The sequence below is a fragment of the Shewanella xiamenensis genome (assembly GCF_024971755.1).
GTDB classification, from domain to species: Bacteria; Pseudomonadota; Gammaproteobacteria; order Enterobacterales; family Shewanellaceae; genus Shewanella; species Shewanella xiamenensis.
The window spans coordinates 3,604,952-3,622,715 of sequence record NZ_CP079718.1 but is presented as its reverse complement, the minus strand read 5'-3'; the positions used below and the strand labels follow the sequence as shown (position 1 = coordinate 3,622,715).

At 45.4% G+C, this 17,764-nt stretch carries 12 protein-coding genes; 8 read left to right on the top strand and 4 right to left on the bottom strand.

The features are described 5' to 3' along the window. Nucleotides 1-63 precede the first annotated feature (63 nt). From KXJ80_RS17075 to KXJ80_RS17060, 4 genes are all read left to right on the top strand, one after another. The gene (locus KXJ80_RS17075) at nucleotides 64-1,653 is read left to right on the top strand and encodes a glycogen/starch synthase (protein WP_218738615.1); all 1,590 of its coding nucleotides are present in this window, start codon (nucleotides 64-66) and stop codon (nucleotides 1,651-1,653) included. Between the two features lie 108 nt (nucleotides 1,654-1,761). Beyond that, nucleotides 1,762-4,785, top strand: coding sequence for an EAL domain-containing protein (locus tag KXJ80_RS17070; protein ID WP_218738244.1), 3,024 nt, complete (start codon nucleotides 1,762-1,764; stop codon nucleotides 4,783-4,785). A gap of 201 nt (nucleotides 4,786-4,986) precedes the next feature. Next, nucleotides 4,987-6,357 (top strand): DEAD/DEAH box helicase, encoded by a 1,371-nt coding sequence (locus KXJ80_RS17065; protein ID WP_055648007.1) that lies wholly within the window; start codon nucleotides 4,987-4,989, stop codon nucleotides 6,355-6,357. Nucleotides 6,358-6,463: 106 nt separating this feature from the next. Beyond that, nucleotides 6,464-7,567, top strand: coding sequence for a CobW family GTP-binding protein (locus KXJ80_RS17060; protein WP_218738245.1), 1,104 nt, complete (start codon nucleotides 6,464-6,466; stop codon nucleotides 7,565-7,567). Nucleotides 7,568-7,577: 10 nt separating this feature from the next. On the opposite strand, the gene KXJ80_RS17055 is transcribed toward KXJ80_RS17060, so the two are convergent. Beyond that, complete coding sequence (locus KXJ80_RS17055) at nucleotides 7,578-8,354, bottom strand: substrate-binding periplasmic protein (RefSeq protein ID WP_069454558.1); 777 nt, start codon at nucleotides 8,352-8,354, stop codon at nucleotides 7,578-7,580. Between the two features lie 342 nt (nucleotides 8,355-8,696). Here KXJ80_RS17055 and KXJ80_RS17050 point away from each other — a divergent pair, with 342 nt between their 5' ends. Further along, nucleotides 8,697-9,218, top strand: a complete 522-nt coding sequence (locus KXJ80_RS17050; RefSeq protein WP_218738246.1) for a DUF3087 domain-containing protein — start codon at nucleotides 8,697-8,699, stop codon at nucleotides 9,216-9,218. 114 nt (nucleotides 9,219-9,332) lie between these two features. Here KXJ80_RS17050 and KXJ80_RS17045 read toward each other — a convergent pair whose 3' ends face one another. Next, the gene (locus KXJ80_RS17045) at nucleotides 9,333-10,877 is read right to left on the bottom strand and encodes an MFS transporter (RefSeq protein ID WP_218738247.1); all 1,545 of its coding nucleotides are present in this window, start codon (nucleotides 10,875-10,877) and stop codon (nucleotides 9,333-9,335) included. Nucleotides 10,878-11,299: 422 nt separating this feature from the next. On the opposite strand from KXJ80_RS17045, the gene KXJ80_RS17040 reads away from it, so the two are divergent. From KXJ80_RS17040 to KXJ80_RS17030, 3 genes are all read left to right on the top strand, one after another. Beyond that, nucleotides 11,300-12,646 carry an MATE family efflux transporter gene (locus KXJ80_RS17040; protein WP_169547025.1) on the top strand — a complete coding sequence of 449 codons (1,347 nt, stop codon included), beginning with the start codon at nucleotides 11,300-11,302 and terminating at the stop codon, nucleotides 12,644-12,646. Between the two features lie 229 nt (nucleotides 12,647-12,875). Then, entirely contained in the window at nucleotides 12,876-14,387 is a 1,512-nt protein-coding gene (bdpA, locus tag KXJ80_RS17035; RefSeq protein ID WP_037416051.1) for a BAR domain-like protein A BdpA, read from the top strand. 352 nt (nucleotides 14,388-14,739) lie between these two features. After that, nucleotides 14,740-15,249: a hypothetical protein gene (locus KXJ80_RS17030; protein WP_218738248.1), complete on the top strand. Its 510-nt coding sequence runs from the start codon at nucleotides 14,740-14,742 to the stop codon at nucleotides 15,247-15,249. A 243-nt stretch (nucleotides 15,250-15,492) separates the two neighbouring features. Here the strand turns inward: KXJ80_RS17030 and KXJ80_RS17025 are convergent, their stop codons facing one another. Beyond that, nucleotides 15,493-16,671 carry an AAA family ATPase gene (locus tag KXJ80_RS17025; RefSeq protein WP_218738249.1) on the bottom strand — a complete coding sequence of 393 codons (1,179 nt, stop codon included), beginning with the start codon at nucleotides 16,669-16,671 and terminating at the stop codon, nucleotides 15,493-15,495. Nucleotides 16,672-17,194: 523 nt separating this feature from the next. Next, on the bottom strand, nucleotides 17,195-17,764 hold the full coding sequence (locus KXJ80_RS17020) for a LutC/YkgG family protein (RefSeq protein ID WP_144375517.1): 570 nt from the start codon (nucleotides 17,762-17,764) through the stop codon (nucleotides 17,195-17,197).

Sequence of the window (17,764 nt, the reverse complement as noted above, 5' to 3'; positions counted from 1 at the left end):
AACCCATTAATTAGCTTGAATATTAACCCTGTTGGAGTATGAAGTTAGGTGAAACGCATATTAATGGTCGCGGCGGAAAATGGGGCGCTGAAAGGGGCGAAAGTGGGCGGCATGGCGGATGTGATCCGTGACTTGCCCCAAGCGCTGGCGGGGGTTGAGATCCAAGCTGATGTCATTATGCCAAGCTACGGATTTTTAACGGGCTTTGAAGCCAAACTTATCCATGAGTTTGAGGTGAGTTTTGCCGGGCGACAGGAGCCGATTAAGTTGTATTGGCTGGCGCACCCCAAGGTGCTGGGCGCCAATATTTACTTGCTCGAGCATGGGCTCTGGCAATCGAGCCCCGGGCAGATTTATAGCCAAGGCACAAGTGATCGCCCCTTTGCCGATGATGCGACTAAGTTTGCGCTGTTGTGTGCAAGCGTAGCCAAGACCTTAGTGGCAGGGCTTGTGCCTATGCCTGAGCTTTTACATCTGCATGACTGGCACACGGGATGTTTAGCTATGCTGCGAGCGCTGGCGCCTGAGTATCAAGCGTTAAAAAGCATAGAATGTGTGTTTTCGATTCATAATCTTGCCCTGCAGGGCATTAGGCCGCTGAGCCATGATACGTCAAGCTTTGCGGCTTGGTTTCCTCACTTATTTGCCCAGTTGGATGAGGGCCAACGCGCCCAGATTATCGACCCCCGTTATCCCCATTGCATTAATCCGATGCGGATGGGGATTAGGCTGGCGGATAGGGTGCATTTAGTCTCACCTACCTACGCGAAGGAGGTGTTGCTTCCCTCTCGCCCAGAGTTGGGCTTTTTCGGTGGAGAAGGGCTTGAGGCCGATTTGCAACATAAAACTGATCAAGGTCGAGTACTGGGGATTTTAAACGGTTGCGAATACCCAGAGGCTTTAGCTCAAACCTCCCTCGAACGTATGGAATTAACGGATTTTACGAAGCTACTGAGTTGCATCGAGTCAGCTTTAGCCCAGTGGCAGGGTGGGCGAACTCAGGTGAGTGGCGTCGATATGATTGCTTTTACGCGGCTGCAAGCCCTGTGGCGCCAAGCCTCTGTGGGGGAGTTCCCGAACTTTCTGTTGACGTCTGTTGGTCGGCTTACCGATCAAAAAGTATTGATCCTGCGCCATATTTTACCTTCTGGCTTATCGGTATTAGAGACATTACTGCAACAGTTGCAGCTGACGCAGCCCAAGGCGCTATTTGTGCTGCTTGGCAGCGGCGACCCAGAGATAGGGCTGTTTTTTCAAACCCTTGCGGCTAAGTATGCCCATTTTGTATTTCTGCAGGGATACCATGAGGAACTCTCCAGGTGTCTTTATCAAGTGGGTGATTTGTTCCTGATGCCGAGTTCTTTTGAGCCCTGTGGTATTAGCCAAATGCTCGCCATGCGTAGCGGTCAGCCTTGCCTTGTGCATGGTGTGGGCGGATTAAGGGATACGGTCGAGGACAATATCGATGGTTTTGTGTTTTATGGCGAAGATATCAAAAGCCAGGGCGAGGCTATGCTGGCAAAGCTGGCTGAAGCACTCGATAAATTTAATACGCGTGATTGGACGCAATTAAAACGCAAGGCGAAAGCGCGGCGCTTCGATTGGCATAGCATCGCCCTTGATTACCAGAAACAACTTTACAACATTTTGTGAATTACCCCATGTAATTAGATCATGATTTGTAAGCAATTCTGCTACACTTTTGGGGGAGAGTTTTCGTAAGATAGACCATTTCCTCATTTTGGAGTTGCTTCCACATCCATGGATAAAAGCATTTTCTTACCCTTAGTACAAAATGCAGCGTTACTGCTCGCCTTAGTGTTTTTGTACGATGCGATTCCTAAAAAGCATCAGCGGCAGTATTTTTTACTATGGCGGCTGGGGATTGGCTTATTTATCGGTGGCATTGGTGTCGCGATTATGAGCACCCCATGGATGTACGAACCCGGTATTATCTTTGATACCCGCTCTGTGCTGTTATGTGTTTCGGGCCTGTTTTTTGGTGGTTTGCCGACGGCGATTGCCGTTGTTATCACTTCGCTGTACCGACTCAGTATTGGCGGTGTCGCCATGTGGGTTGGCGTTGGCGTAATTATCAGTTCCGGTCTTATCGGTGTGATATGGCGGCATTATCGTAAGTCCTATCTTGCCAATATTTCCGGTAAAGAAGTCTTTGGTTTTGCTTTTTTAGTGCATTTAGTGATGTTGTCATGGTTTTTTCTGCTGCCTAACCAGCTTGCATTGCCCGTATTGTCGAAAATCGCCTTACCAATATTATTGATTTATCCCCTTGCTACCTGGCTGCTAAGTCTTTTGCTATCTCGCCGTTTTGAGCTGGAGCGGGACGAACAAATTCGCCTGCAAGATGATTTTTTATTCCGCAGCCAATTTAACGTCGGCAATATTGGGATTGCCATTACTGGCGTCGATCAAAAGTGGATCAAGGTGAATCCAAGGTTATGCCAGATGCTTAAATACTCAGAGGATGAGTTGCTGCATATGACTTGGAAGCAGCTCACTCACCCCGATGATGTTGAAGCTGATCTATTAAAGTTTGAGCTAATGCTTGAAGGAAAAATTGATAATTACGAATTAGATAAACGCTTTATTGCCAAGGATAACTCGATTGTTTACACCCATATGACTGTGGCCTGTAAGCGAGCAAATCATCAGGTATTATTAGTGATTGCAGGCTTTTTGGATGTCACGGCGCAAACATTAGCTGACATGGAGGTACTCGCCAGTCGTGAGCAACTTGAGTTGGTACTGAGCAGTAGCGATCTTGGGGTATGGGACTGGGATATTCGTAATGACCATATCGAGCGAAATGCCCGAAGCGCCGATATTTTAGGCTGCGATATCGATATGCTCAATGCCAATAGTCGCCAATGGATGGACTCGATAGTGGCTGAGGATAGGCCCAAAGTATTGCATTCTATCGAGGCCCATATTCGTGGCGAAACGCCGCAACATAAGATGGAATATCGCTTAAAAACCCTTAACCGCGACATCCGCTGGATTTTAGATACCGGTAAAGTGGTGAGCCGTGATGCCAATAACAATGCGCTCAGAATGTGCGGTACTTATACCGATATCACCGATGCTAAGTTGATTGAAGAGTCTTTAAAACTTTCTGCGTTAGTCTATAACAATAGCTCCGAAGCCATGAGTGTACTCGATGAAAACGGAGTGATTATTACCGTAAACGCCGCATTTACCGATATCACTGGCTATAGCGAGTCTGAAATTCGTGGACAGCATATTCGTATGATGTATTGCGACCTTAATGGTCACGATTTTTATCAGCGCATGAATCATGACATTCGCGAAAAGGGCGAGTGGCAGGGGGAAATGCGCCAACGGCGTAAGAATAATGAAGAGTATGTCATTTGGCTAACCATTAATACGATTAATAATGCCGAGGGTTTGCCTTATCGTCGTGTTGCGCTTTTTTCTGATATTACCGATAAAAAACAAAGTGAACATTTAATCTGGAAACAAGCCAACTACGATACCTTGACTGGCCTGCCTAATCGACGCATGTTGCTCGAATATTTAAGTGCCGAAATCAAGAATGCCGACCGTAATCGCAATCACTTTGCGCTGATGTTCCTCGATCTCGATTACTTTAAAGAGGTTAACGATACCTTAGGTCACGCCATGGGGGATCAATTACTGATCGAAACCGCCAGTCGCTTAAAATCCTGTGTGCGGGATGCCGATGTGGTGGCGCGACTTGGCGGTGATGAGTTTACCGTAGTATTAAGTGCTATGGCTGATCATAAGGGGATTGAGCGAGTTGCCGAACATATTTTAAGGCGTATTGCCGAGCCCTATCTGCTCGGTGAAGAAACTGCTTATATTAGCGCCAGTATTGGTATCACGCTTTATCCCGATGATTCGACCAGTATTGAAGGTTTACTTAAACATGCGGATCAGGCTATGTATGCGGCCAAAGATCAAGGCCGCAACCGCTTTAACTATTTCACGCCTTCGATGCAGGAATACGCTAAGTACCGCATGCGATTAATTCACGATCTCCGTCAAGCCGTACTGAATAAAGAATTTGAACTGCATTATCAACCGATAGTAGCGATGGCGACAGGGGAAGTGACTAAGGCAGAAGCCTTATTGCGCTGGTTCCATCCGGAGCGCGGCTCTGTATCGCCAGCAGAATTTATTCCCGTTGCTGAAGATACTGGGCTGATTGTTGAAATCGGTAACTGGGTATTTGAACAAGCAGCACGCCAAAGCGCCCAGTGGCGCAAGACGTTGGGCGTGGAAATTCAGATCAGTGTTAACAAATCGCCTATACAGTTCCGTGACGAGGGCACACTGTTACACAATTGGCTTGAATTACTGCAGCAGTTAGATGTCACTGGTACTGGCGTTTGTGTGGAAATTACCGAGGGGCTATTGCTTGATGCTAGCATGGGCGTGACCGAAAAATTGTTAGCCTATCGGGATGCGGGCGTGCAAGTTTCCTTAGATGACTTTGGTACCGGGTATTCATCACTGGCCTATTTGAAGAAATTCGATATCGACTATTTGAAAATAGATCAATCATTTACACGTCATATTGATACGGATGAAAATGACCACACCCTGTGTGAAGCCATCATTGTGATGGCCCATAAATTGGGCATGAAAGTCATCGCCGAAGGGGTTGAAACCGAGGCGCAGCGGCAGGTGTTGCTCAATGCAGGCTGCGACTATGGCCAAGGTTATTTATTCTCTAAACCCGTCAGTGCCAGTGAGTTTGCCAGCAAGTATTTGCTGACATAAACACCTAGGCGAGAAAGGTTTATCAGGCGTGCGACGTTTTGCCTATAAATCCGCCGCGAATTTTGCTAGACTCCGCGGCCCCATTTAAGGGCATGATGCAGAAAATTAATAATGTTGAAGAGTACAACAAGTCATCTCTTCGATTCGTCTCTTTTTTGCTGCGCATTGAGCAATTCCACCGACTAACACCTAAGAGTTCCTATGAAATTTGACACACTCGGCTTATCTTCACCTATTTTGAATGCGATAACTGAGTGTGGCTATCAGCAACTCACTCAAGTGCAACAACAGGTTATTCCTCTCGCCTTAACGGGGAAGGATATTATGGCCTGTGCTCAGACTGGAACAGGTAAAACCGCTTCCTTCGCCTTGCCCGTGCTTGAGCAACTTGCTGCCCAGCTTGCCGATAAACCCTTGCTGCGCGCCTTAGTGATGACGCCAACCCGTGAGTTGGCAATTCAAGTTTGTGCGAATATTCAAAAATATAGCCAGTTTTTGCCCCTTAAAACCTTAGCGGTTTATGGCGGTGCGAATATGAATCCGCAGCGTAAAGGCGTCGAGCAGGGCGTCGATATCCTCGTCGCAACGCCAGGGCGACTATTCGATATTATTGGTCAGTTCAATTTAGACCTGTCCAGTGTAACGACCTTAGTGATCGACGAAGCGGATCGTATGCTCGATTTAGGCTTTGTACGCGACATTGAAAAGGTGAAGCGCCTTATTGCCCCAGTACATCAAACGATGTTGTTTTCAGCCACCTATAGCGATGCGGTGAAGCAACTCTCCCATAAGATGCTCAATCAACCTGAATGGGTAAATGTTGCCGAAAATACCACGGCATCGACCGTAGAACAGTTAGTGTATCGGGTCGATAAGCGCCGCAAAGCAGAGTTATTATCTGAGCTGGTGGGGCGCAATAATTGGCGCCAAGTGTTGGTGTTCGCCAGTACTAAGGAATGCGCTGAGCATTTATTGCAGGAGTTAACACTCGATGGGATCAGCGCGGGCGTGTTTCATGGGGATAAAACCCAAGGGGCGCGTAATCGTGTGCTCGATGATTTTAAAGCCGGAAAACTGCGCGTGTTGGTGGCAACCGATGTGGCGGCCCGCGGGCTTGATATTCAGGCGCTGCCCTTAGTGATAAACCTAGAGTTGCCTTTCCTAGCGGAAGATTATGTCCATCGTATTGGCCGCACTGGCCGTGCGGGCCTGTCAGGTCGAGCGATTTCATTTGTCAGCCCAGCAGATGATGAAATGCTCGCTGAGATTGAAGCTTTAATTGGTCAGCAACTCCCTGTCACCGTGCAGCCTGGTTACGAGGAGGGCACGCCACTGCCTGCACGTTACCGCGATGCTCCCGCGGCAACCACTAAAACTAAATGGAGTTATAAAGCTCCAAAAGATCGCACTATTGGCAAAGTCAGTGCTGCCGGAAAGTCGAGTGAGAGCCAAGCTAGAGCAAGAAAATCTCCTACCCGCGAGGGTAAGTATTCAAAAGATAAGGCTAAATTTAGCCCATTTCAAACTCAGCGTTCTGGTGGTAAGCCGCAGGGCGGCAATAAAGTAAAATAGTGCAGTACTCAGCGCGCCCAAGGCGCGCTTTTTGTTGAGCTTTAACTAGAATATCCCTACACTCGAATGCCCCTAAACGTTGCCCGTTACCCTGCGAGTGTTGTCCATGATCGTCAAAGCCATTCCCACCAATATCATCACAGGTTTTTTAGGTGTCGGTAAAACAACGCTTATAAAACAACTTTTGAAGACTAAACCTGAGGGCGAAACTTGGGCGATATTAGTCAATGAATTTGGTGAAGTCGGTATCGATGCGGGCCTCTTAGAGGCAAACAACAGTGGGGTGCAGATTCGTGAAGTTGCTGGGGGCTGCATGTGCTGCGCGGCGGGCGTACCCACGCAAGTGGCAATCAATCAACTGATCGCCCGTGCTAAGCCTGATCGCTTGCTGATTGAACCTACGGGACTTGGGCATCCTAATGAAATTATTAAAGTCCTCAGTGCGCCCCATTATCAACATGTTATCCGCCTTCAAAGCACTTTATGCCTAATTGATGCCCGTAAATTAATGGATGAACGCTACCGCGGACATGATAATTTTGTGCAGCAGTTGCAAGTAGCCGATGTGATCGTTGCGACCAAAACCGATTTATATCCTGAGTTTGAGGCATTGCAGGGCAGGCAATTAGCTCAGGAATTAACTCATTATCTCAATGCCTTACAACTCGATAATACGCCAGTGGTGGAGCATAGTTTGCCTCAAGGCTTATCGGCTCAATTACTTGAGATCCTTAAGCAACCACACCGTGATTTACCTAAACCGGCCATTAACCTAGCCGCTAGCATTAACGCATTGAGCCAATCTCGCAGTGTGTTGCGTAAGACTGCCGACACTTTGGGTTTGCAGGGGCTGTTTACCGAGGAGGCAAGCGAGCAGGTCTACCAGTTTGATGCGCGTGGCATAGTACGTAAGCAAAATCAGGGGGAGGGCTGTTTTAGCTGCGGCTGGGTTCTTGAACCTATGCAAGAGTTTGATTTTGATAAATTAATGCAATTTATTACCCTCCAGACCCAAACAAATCCTACTTTACTGCGTTTAAAAGCGGTGATGATTACCAGCGATGGTATTGCAGGGATCAATTGGAGCAGTGGGGATATGACTGTCACTGAACTTGATGATTGTGTTGATTCTCGGCTTGAAATGATTGCAACCCAAGAGCTGGATTGGGACCACATTGAACTGGCCTTAATGGAATGTTTAGCTGGTTAATTGAAGGGGATTAATCGGTGAGCATTGAGGTGGGAATGGTGACGCCACGTACTTTTGCCAGTGTAGCCAATTCGCCTGTCTCAACCATATGTTGCATAAATAGATCGAAACGTTGTTGAAGTGGTTGAAATTTTACGTCTTTTGGAAAGGCCATAAAGCCATCTTGGATATCAATTCTGGGCATTATAGGGGTGATTGCCTGTGGAATTTTGATTTGCGCGAGCACTGCTTGAGTATTGCGTATGTTGGTGGCAAGCAAATCGAGATCGCCACGGGATAAGCGTTCAATACCACTTTTGAGATCTGCAAATTCATTAATTGTGAGCGTTTTGGTGCGTTCGTTAAACAAATAGCCGTAACTCCAGCCTTGCATTTTGCCAATTCTTAATCCATGGATACTGGCATAACTACCATCCCAAGGCGTGGGGTGATTGACTCTGGCGTAAAAAACGATTTCATCGCGATAAAAGGGTTGGGCCGAGAAGGCTAAGTGCTTTTGCCGTTCTTCCGAAAAATAGGGACCAATTAAAATATCTGCTTGGCCACGCTCAACCATAGATTGCGCTCGGCGCCAAGGCGCTATTTGATAATGAATGGTCACTTTTTGTTGCTGGGCAAAGCGATTGAGTATATCTACCCCTAAGCCGATGTATTCGCCGTTCGGTTTTTGTTCAAAAATTTGGCTAAAACGAGTCCCCACCGCAAAGAGCTCCTCTGCTTTTATAGGGGCGACTAAGCAAATGAGGGTGAGCAAAACTAACCTTCGCAAGGTGTTCTTTAATGCCATTTCATTCCTGTGATGGTTGCTTCATTCCAAGTGGAATGTGGTGCAAGTAAGGGGAGTTTGTTAAATAAATCGTTACGTACTTTGAATATCAGCAAATTGTACACTGATTTAGATCCCTATCTGCACGTACCTGTCATCAATGCGGATAACCGTGCCTCAATAACCGGAAGATAACTAAATAAAAAGATTGGTAATTTTATAATATAAATTCTTAACCATATTTGTTTCAAATTGTATCCTTTGTGGTTGGTGTGATGGCGGAAGACTTATATTATTCAGGCAAGCTCAAGCAAACTGGGTTATGCTGCGCCGCCAATGCGTATTTTGATTAAAAGAGAACCCATGAAGTTACAGCAAATTGATAAATCCCTTTATCGTAGCAATATGAACCTGTTTATGGTGGCCTTAGTGTTGGCCTTGATCGTTTGCTCCCTTGGCTTTGGGGCTGGATTAATTGCGCTCTTTGGCGTTGAGGCTTTACCCGGTGAGCCTACAGGAAATTTCCACTGGAATTTACTCGGGGTGATTTTGGCGGTATTACTTTGTAGTGCCATTGTCTATCAGCTAAAAACTCAGCCCTTTTTTAAAGAGATTTATTATGTGTGGCAGTTAAAGCAACTGCAAAATCGCATTTATCGCAAGCTGGCTAAAGTCAAAGCAGCTGCGGCGGATAATGATATAAATGCGTTGATTACATTGCTATTTTACTTCACCAGTTTACGCCAGGTGTATTTGCTGGATGATAATACCTTGACCTTATCAGCGGTTGATAAGGAGCTTACACAGTTACAGGCACAATGCGACGTTTTAGGATTAGCGCTATCGGCTGAACAATTTGAGGTCGAACTGTTAGCGGGTTTTTAAGGCTAGATTTAATGACTTAGTCGCGTATCAAGGCCGTTAAATAAAAAGTGAGTGCATGCACACTCACTTTTTAATTGGAATCGATTAGCGGCTTAGATAACGCAGTTAAGGTATTTAGTTCGCTGCCTTCTGCGCACGTTGCAGCGTCAGTAACCACTTACCATAGAAATAAATACCCACCGCCGAAATGGTGCCAATCGCCGCAATAATATACCAAGCCATACCAATGTTGTGGCTGTGGTAAAGCAGCTGAGTCAGATCATGGGCATTTTCACCGGTAAAGCTGACTAGGGTGGTAAAAGCTTCCCCTTGCGGGATGGCATTCACATCCGTTGCGCTCATGCCGCGCTCGAGTAATAAGTCGCGTGAGAACAATTCTTTCGAGGCAAAAATCTCATAGAGTTTTGGGCCAAAATAACCTTCTAAGCCCCAACCAATCCCTTGAGGTAGCATGACAAAACCAAGGTACATGGCTTTTTTACCTTCGGGGGCTATGTTACCCATAAATTCGTTTTTCTTTGGGCTAATCATCATTTCGCCGATGGAGAACATCGCGATGGCGAGCACAATAAACCAAGCCGCATGGAAGGCACCGATAAACACAAAGGCTAAGATACTGAGTAAACAGCCAATCAACATGGCAGTAGTTATGCGGTATTTGGCGGTCAGGGCGGCAATTAAAAAGCAGCTCGTCATAATCAAGCCGGCGTTGAGGTTAAGCATGCCCTCAGGCATCACTTTCGTGCCTTCATTATTTAATCCGAGCCAGAATTGTAAAATACCGTTGCTGGTGCCTTCACTACCAAAGAGCGAAGTGACAATCACACTGGTATCGACCCACTCGGAAATATGAATCGGTAGTACATCAAACAGCGCATTAAACAAGAACCAAAAACCTGAAAATACCAGCATGTAATAGAACACAATTGGCTTTTTAAGCTCATGCCAAGCGTCTCGCCATAGGGACTCTTGTTCGACTTCACCTGATTTAATTTGTTGATTACGGATGAGGCGCTCGGCTTTTCCTGGCTCGGTATATGTCAATAAAAACAGGAAGTTTAGTGAGATAATCGCAGCGCAGGCATAAAACACATTATCCCAAGAAAGTTGACGCATATGCACGGCAACCAATGGGCCTAAGAAGCCACCGATATTCACGACTTGGTAAAATATCCCCCAAGCCATGGAGGTATTATTACGATTGGTGGAGAGCACTAAGGTGCCTTGAATACCGGGTTTAAAGATACCCGTGCCGATGGCGAGTAGCAGTGCCCCCGATAAAAAGCCCCAAAAGGTAGGGAAGAACGCCATAGTCAGGTAGCCCATGATTTTAATCACGGTCGAGCCGAAAATGGTTTCCTTGTAGCCGACTCGGTCGGAAATCCCACCAGTAAACACGGGTACAAATGTCTGCATAATCGCCCAGAGCGAAATAATAATGCCATAGTCGCTGAGGCTGATCCCCAGACCTCCAGCCGATTCTGGCGCTTTGGCGTATAAGCCCGCACTGGCTTTTACGCCGTAATAGGCGATTCGCTCGACCAGCTCCATGCCGCCCACTAACCAAAAAATATAACTTAGGCTAGTGATGGAGGCCCACATACCTAACTGTTTGACTTCGCGCAGATCATTCTCTGCATTTGGACTATTGTGACTCATGTCCTTCCCTTTATTATTGTTATTGACTTTAATTTAACTAATTCATTATTAATTAAATGGTTAGCTAAATTGCAGAGACAAATAATGCCTCGATAATTAACTCATTTCGGGCAATATAAACCTACACTTTACCTAATTAAGGGGTAAATACCAAAAAAGTAGTGAAAAATGATGAGTTTCGCCACATCTGTTATTGAGTAGTGTTTTATTTGTCGTGATGGGTTGGTAAAAGTGTGCCATCAGTAAGATATTGTGTAGATTAGTTTTTGTTATAAATTTATCCTGCTAATCGGGTTTGGTATTAAAGTAAAATTTAGGTACAATCCATTGCCGCATTTTTGTTCATCATTCTATTTATCTAAGTGAATACCGCTAGAACAATCTGAGTGCGCACCCTGCCTTTATTTTTGTGAGATTTGGTTATGACTGCTGTTTCCCATAGCGCAACGGATCAACGCCTGCTGCAAGAGCCGATTTCGAAGCTTTTCTGGCGCTATACCATTCCAACAATCGCTTCCATGCTGGTGACTGGGGTGTATGTCACCATAGATGGTATCTTCGTCGGCCATTATCTCGGTGAAACCGGGCTTGCTGGCATGATGCTGGCTTATCCCGTGGGCGCGATTCTCTACGCCGTCGGTGCCATGATTGGCATGGGCAGCGCAGCTTTAGTCTCGATTAACTTGGGGCAAGGTAATGTCGCCAAGGCGCGTAAATTGCTCGGTAATGCCTTTAGTTTATGCTTACTCGCGGGGGCATTTTTTGCCTTAATCGGCGGGATTTTTTCGCGAGATATTTTAATCGCCCTCGGTGCTGAGGGGGAAATACTCGAAAATGCTAATGAATACCTGTTCTGGTATTTTGCCTTATGTCATTTCCCTATTATCTCAATGACATTTACCACCTTGCTGCGTAACGATGGTCGCCCCTCCATGGTGACCTTTGTGCTGATCTTAGGTGGCGTGCTGAACACCTTTTTAGATTGGCTGTTTATTGTGGTGTTTCCCTTCGGTTTAGCAGGGGCGGCGATTGCTACCATGTTGTCGCAGGCTGTGACTGGCTTGCTCTGCCTGCAGCATTTTTTTGGGGCGCGCACTCAGCTCAAAATCAACCTAGAGCAGATGAAGCTTAAGCTTGATAACTGCATCAACATCGCCCGTGTTGGTTTGCCAAGCTTTTTAATGAATCTGTATCTGTCGATTGTATTGACTCTGCATAACACCGCATTTTTATGGGTTGGTGGCCCTTTGCATGTGGCAGCATACGGGGTGGTCAGTTATACCGAAGCGTTTTTCTACCTGATTTTTGAGGGGATTGCCCTCGGTACTCAGCCGATTTATAGCTTTAATGCGGGAGCAGGGCGCTTCGATAGGGTTAAACAGGCACGCAATATTGCCTTTGGCATGACCCTACTCACCGCCGCACTCGGTCTAGTGTTGATTTATTCCCGCCCTGAATGGTTGGTGTACCTGTTTGCCGGTGATAACCCAAGCCTTACGCCCGTCGCGATTGAAGGCATGCGATGGTATTTCTGGGGCTTGCCGATGGAAGGCCTCATTTTAGTGGGGGCGAGCTTCTTCCAAGCGATTAATTGTTCGAAACAAGCATCGATTCTAACTGGCGCAAAACTCATACTGATTGCTGCGATTATCTACTGTTTTGCTTGGGCTTTTGGCGTGATCGGTGTGTGGATATCGCTCGCGACCTGTAGCACGCTATTGGTCATTTGGATGTTCATTGCCATGCAGCGGCTTAAGATTAAAGCCTAATTTTTGTTTAGTTATTATCTTAGTCTTGAAACCGACTTAATACTGGCGTGTCGGCATGGGCTCTGATACATTTCGCTGGTTTAAACCCCGCTTAAAATGAGCTCAGTCTGTAGTATGAGTGTTGTCGATAAAATACCGTTACCGACTGACAGTAATGCGGGGGGATAGGATAAATTCTGGGCCATTTTGTCTGGCTTTTCGTTTGTTATTTAAGTTTTAAGAGGCTCTTATGCGCACCGCTGCAGTCATCTCTATGCTGTTGTTTGGCGTGTTAACCAGTGTTAACGCCAGCGCCAAGGATAATGAGTTAGTGTTTGCTAGCGATTTTGAGGGTAACCGCTTATCACAACCTTGGTCTTGGATCATGGGGTGCCAATTTGAGGGTGCTGAGCCCCATAGTGGCGAGAGTGCGTTGTTATGTGCAGAAGGCAATAGCAGTATTGTCAGTAAATACCCTGTATCGGAAGCGGGTCTATTAGAGTTTTGGGTGAAAACTCAAAATATCCAAACCCAATACCGGATTAATGTGCTCACATCGCCCGTATTAAAACTGGATGCCCAGTGGCAGCATGTGGCGCTTATCGATGTTACTCCTGGCACAAATGAATATTTAGCCCATCGGGTGTCGATTGATGATCCGAGTCGTCAATATGTTCGCCTCGATATTGAAGCGATTAATGGTCCTATCAGTTTGGATGATTTAACCCTCGATAAAATTCGCTTAGATATTGCCCTGCAAAAAAACGAGCAAAAAATTATCGGCGGCATTTTAGATAAACTTAAAGAAGACAAAAACTACGAGGTTCAGGCTGAATCCTTTAGAACGCTGGGGAAAAACTACGCCGCCCAGCTCGAAAGCCAAAGACAATACCTTGAGTATTCGAACGCGATTTATTCCAGTATCACCTTTGTACTGGCGACCTCTGAGCGCAATAAAATGTCTAACCCTTTGGGTTATAACACCTTTAGGTCGGTGTTAACTGACGCTAAGCGGATTGCGTCGCCGATTCAACAGGCGCGTTTAGGCTCTATGGTCAAGCCCTTTGGTGACTTAGCAACCGCCACCTTAAATGTAGTGAGTGCTGGCGCCTACTCAGCCTTTGCTGAACCTTTTAAATCCTTCCTTGCGGCCACCTTTGACCGCTCAAACTATGACAACAGCGACTTAAGTCGCAGTGATAAAAAGTTTGCTGAGGAAAACGGCCTTAAGATTTACCAGCAGGCCGAGCGCTTTATGTCTGAAATCGAAAAAGAGTTGCAACAGGTGACCGCACTCGATAATGATTTAGTCAGTATGCAGAAGAACTTAGACAATTTCCGCAAGGATTTAGACAAACATCTGCGTAGCTATCTGCAACACGCCAGCATTGCCCGTACGCCCGAAAATTACAGTAAGGTGATGAGTAAAGATGAGCAGACTCGGGCGCAAATCATGGCTGAAGTGAATGCCAATATCAGCGCCAAAGCCGAAGCCTTACTTGCCTCTAATAGTAATGCTGAACTGGTACAGTACATGATTAAAACGACTGAAAAAATGGATGAGTTTCAGGAGTTTAAAGAACGTTTTAATCAAATTACTTCAGCGATGTTAACCTTCTATGACCGCTTTGAGCGCTCGATTGCCGCAGAGCAAAATCCCTTCACCGACCCAAGCGATAGGGCGGTATGGGAACAACATGCTCAAAGTGCACGCAATTATATTCGCCAGTCGAAGGAAGCCTTTACGAAAGCCTTTATGTAGCAGGTTGTTGTAGAAACATAGATTGAGCTTTTTCATCAAAATGGCGGAGAAACAATTTTTCTCTGCCATTTTTATATACGTAATTTACCCAACCGATCGTTTAATAAACCATTTTAATCTGAGCGTGTTGTAGGCAAACCGAAAGTACATTATGTTGTTGATTTAAAATCGCCAGTTGTTTGATTATCTCAGTGATGGAGTCGTGGAGATGGAGTTTCAGACAATCCCAATTATACGGATTTTTGATGAATGCTCAGACTTGTAATAATCAAATTTTATCGCCAGCAGAAGGTGCAGGTGATAACGTCAACCAACTGCGGTGCTTTTCGATCTGAATCTAGGCGTTAATTATATGAATATTAAACGCACCTTTTTCTATTATGAAAGAAACAGAAAACAACAAGCCAAAATGCTCGCTTTTAATATGCTTTTTTTGCCCGTTATCCTTTGGCTTATTTTGATATTCATTCCAAAAAGTGATCCTTTTTATAACGAATTTTTATTTTACGTAAAATATATTGTTGTGGTTTCTGAGCTTGCTCTGTTATCGCTAACAGCATGGTTGCTTACTCATCCTGCGAAATTTTATATCAAGCTGACAAACTCCGAGTTCAGCTCATTTCACCCTACTTTTAAAGAATGGACGTTCAGTGTCAATCCGCAAGACATTATTGAAATTGAGCACAGCACAGATATAGGATCAAACGCTAGCCTTATTTTAGTGAAAATGAATAATGGTTCATCAGTGTTATTGAGCCCTAACTATCCATATAAGCGAAGCGAACTATACGATGCATTGCGGTTAGTTAACCCAAATATAAAAACGCCCAACAACACTGGGTTGTTCCCTTATAAAAAGTAAAAAATCAATTATTGACAGGCTAATCTCAAAAATGGGATGTCATGTCCTGCAACTCACTGTAATCCTGTTTATCTAAACCAATCACTGCTCATTTGTTTTATTGGGTGGGTTAATATTTAAATACACCAATATTTTAATGAGTTAGCTCAATTTCATGTCTCAGCTTTAGCTCGTATAAGTTGTAGACAAACCAAAAGTGCTTATGTTGTTGATCTAAAATGGATAGTCAGATTTTTACTGAAATCACACAGAATTATGGACACTACCATATCTTAACTTCGCTCTGCGATGGAGTTCATAGACTTCACAACCTAACAATGGCTCAGTTCTATTCAGTACTGCGCCAAAACGCTCAAAGTAGTCCTCATTAACTTGCTTTGCACTGATAAGTGGCACTTCAATACTGACATCTACACGACCTTTACGTATCAACGCAGGGTCAAGATGATCGAGATGATTTGTGGTCATTATGACAAGGCAGTCATCAAGAGGAATGACGCCGTCTAACGCGTTGAGTACGCCACCTAAAGTGAGTGGTGGGTTGTCTACGTTGCTTTCAGCTGTACGTGATACCGTAGCCTTTACACAATCACAGTCCTCTATTAACAACATCGCTCCGGGCGCTACTTTTCTAATCGCCTTATGAATAGTGGCATCATTGACAGTCGATAGATTCAATATGTATAGATCGCGATGATACTCAACCGCTAAGGCCCTCGCGATACCCGTCTTACCCGTGCCCGTTTTTCCATGTAGCAGTATGGTTAGCTTACTGACAACCGATTTTCCCCGACTTGCGAAGTTATCAACTTCCCTCATCAAGTCCTGCTTAAACCCTTCATCTAGCACTAAGTCACTAAACCCCGATGATTTTAATGTGCCATAGCGACACCATTCGGTTTCTTCGAAAATATTCACTTTCGGCTCAGTAGAGATGTCTCCACGAGTGTCTTCTAAAAAACTATGTAGTTTATCTTTTGCCCACCATGGTGCTCTTACAGTAATAGAATCGTATGCCATCGTACTATCGACCTTAGTGCGGGTTGCCAACATAAAACAACTATCGTATTTAAACAGGTGCGTACCGTAGCCGATAGATTTAACACTGACACGCCCGTCGTAATTCACACCATAGTCAAAGTACACAGCCTCAGAGATAGAGCGTGAAAAAAACGGAATGGTAGTATTACTGATCAAAAAGGACAGCTTATTGAATATCTCTGTGCGTGCCTGATGGCTATCGTCTATAGTGAGCCGCACAAATAGCAGGCTACTGAGCCAACTTAACAGTTTCGCGGGAACATCTTTTAGTATGTAGCCTATGAGTCCAATTAACGTAAATGTTAATACTCCAACAATGACAGCCGTCAACAAAGGATCACTATTGGTGAGCGCCTTTATTTGTAGTAATACCTCGTTCATTTACTCACCTTTACTATAAATGCCTAATAGATATAGTCGAGAATACGACCAGCCGCGTAGAGGTTACTCGCAAGGCATCCTCAGTATTGCGCTATCGCACTTGGTTAAAGCGACTTGATAAAGATCCCTTACTTATCACTAGCTATTGCTTTGGCTGCGGCACTTATCAAAGAGCAGAACGGCGCGGCCTTACATCCACTGATTGACTTGCACTACATCTGTGTTTAACAGCCCGTTCGCCATCTTATAGGTAGGACGCCTGAATGTCGTGCAATGCAGGGATACGTGAGAACGACCATGGCTCTCGTTCATAAGCTTAGAAATCCTAGATTTCTCTATTCACCGAGTTGGCGGCGAATGCCATGGCAAGCCTGTACCTGTAGGCGAATAACCCTTATAAATCAAATATCTCAAATATTGTTATGCTAAATTTTAAATAAGAAAGCCGCCAATAAAGGTCGGCTTTCATGTTTCGATTGTCCCGTAACCTTTGCGTTTCTTGGTTACATTAAATCTTGAGGCATTACAGCAAGTACACGTTCGAGCTGCAGGCGCCGTGAGCACCGACGACGAGGGCTTGTTCGATATCGGCGGTTTTTGAGGGACCGGCGATAAACACCCCAAACTCACCTGAGGCTAGCGTGATTTCTTTTGCCGCTTGATGCATGTTTGGCACAATCTTATTGGCTGGCAGGGCTAAGATCAGGTTTTCACAGATAAAAGGCGTTACTCTGTGGCCTAAGTTCTTATTGTTTACCCAAATGGCACCATTTTCGGCAACACCAATATCTCCAGGGATCACCGCATAATCGATATCCCTGAGCTCGTGAGCCGTTGGTGGCACATCACGGTTTGCTGTGATGCCCTCAACGAGGGAGATAACCTGTAAGCCTTGGGCGACAAGCTCATCCACTTTGGCTTGCAGTGCCGTGAGGCCGCCTTCACGGTGAAGTGTACCCGCAACGGTTTTCAGATTGGTTTCAAACTGGCCAACCAGATCTTCAACCCTTGGGGCGACATCGATGCTCGGCATAGGATGGTTTGTTAAAGCCGACAGTTTGAGCGCATTGAGAATTTCGTGCTTACTAGACAT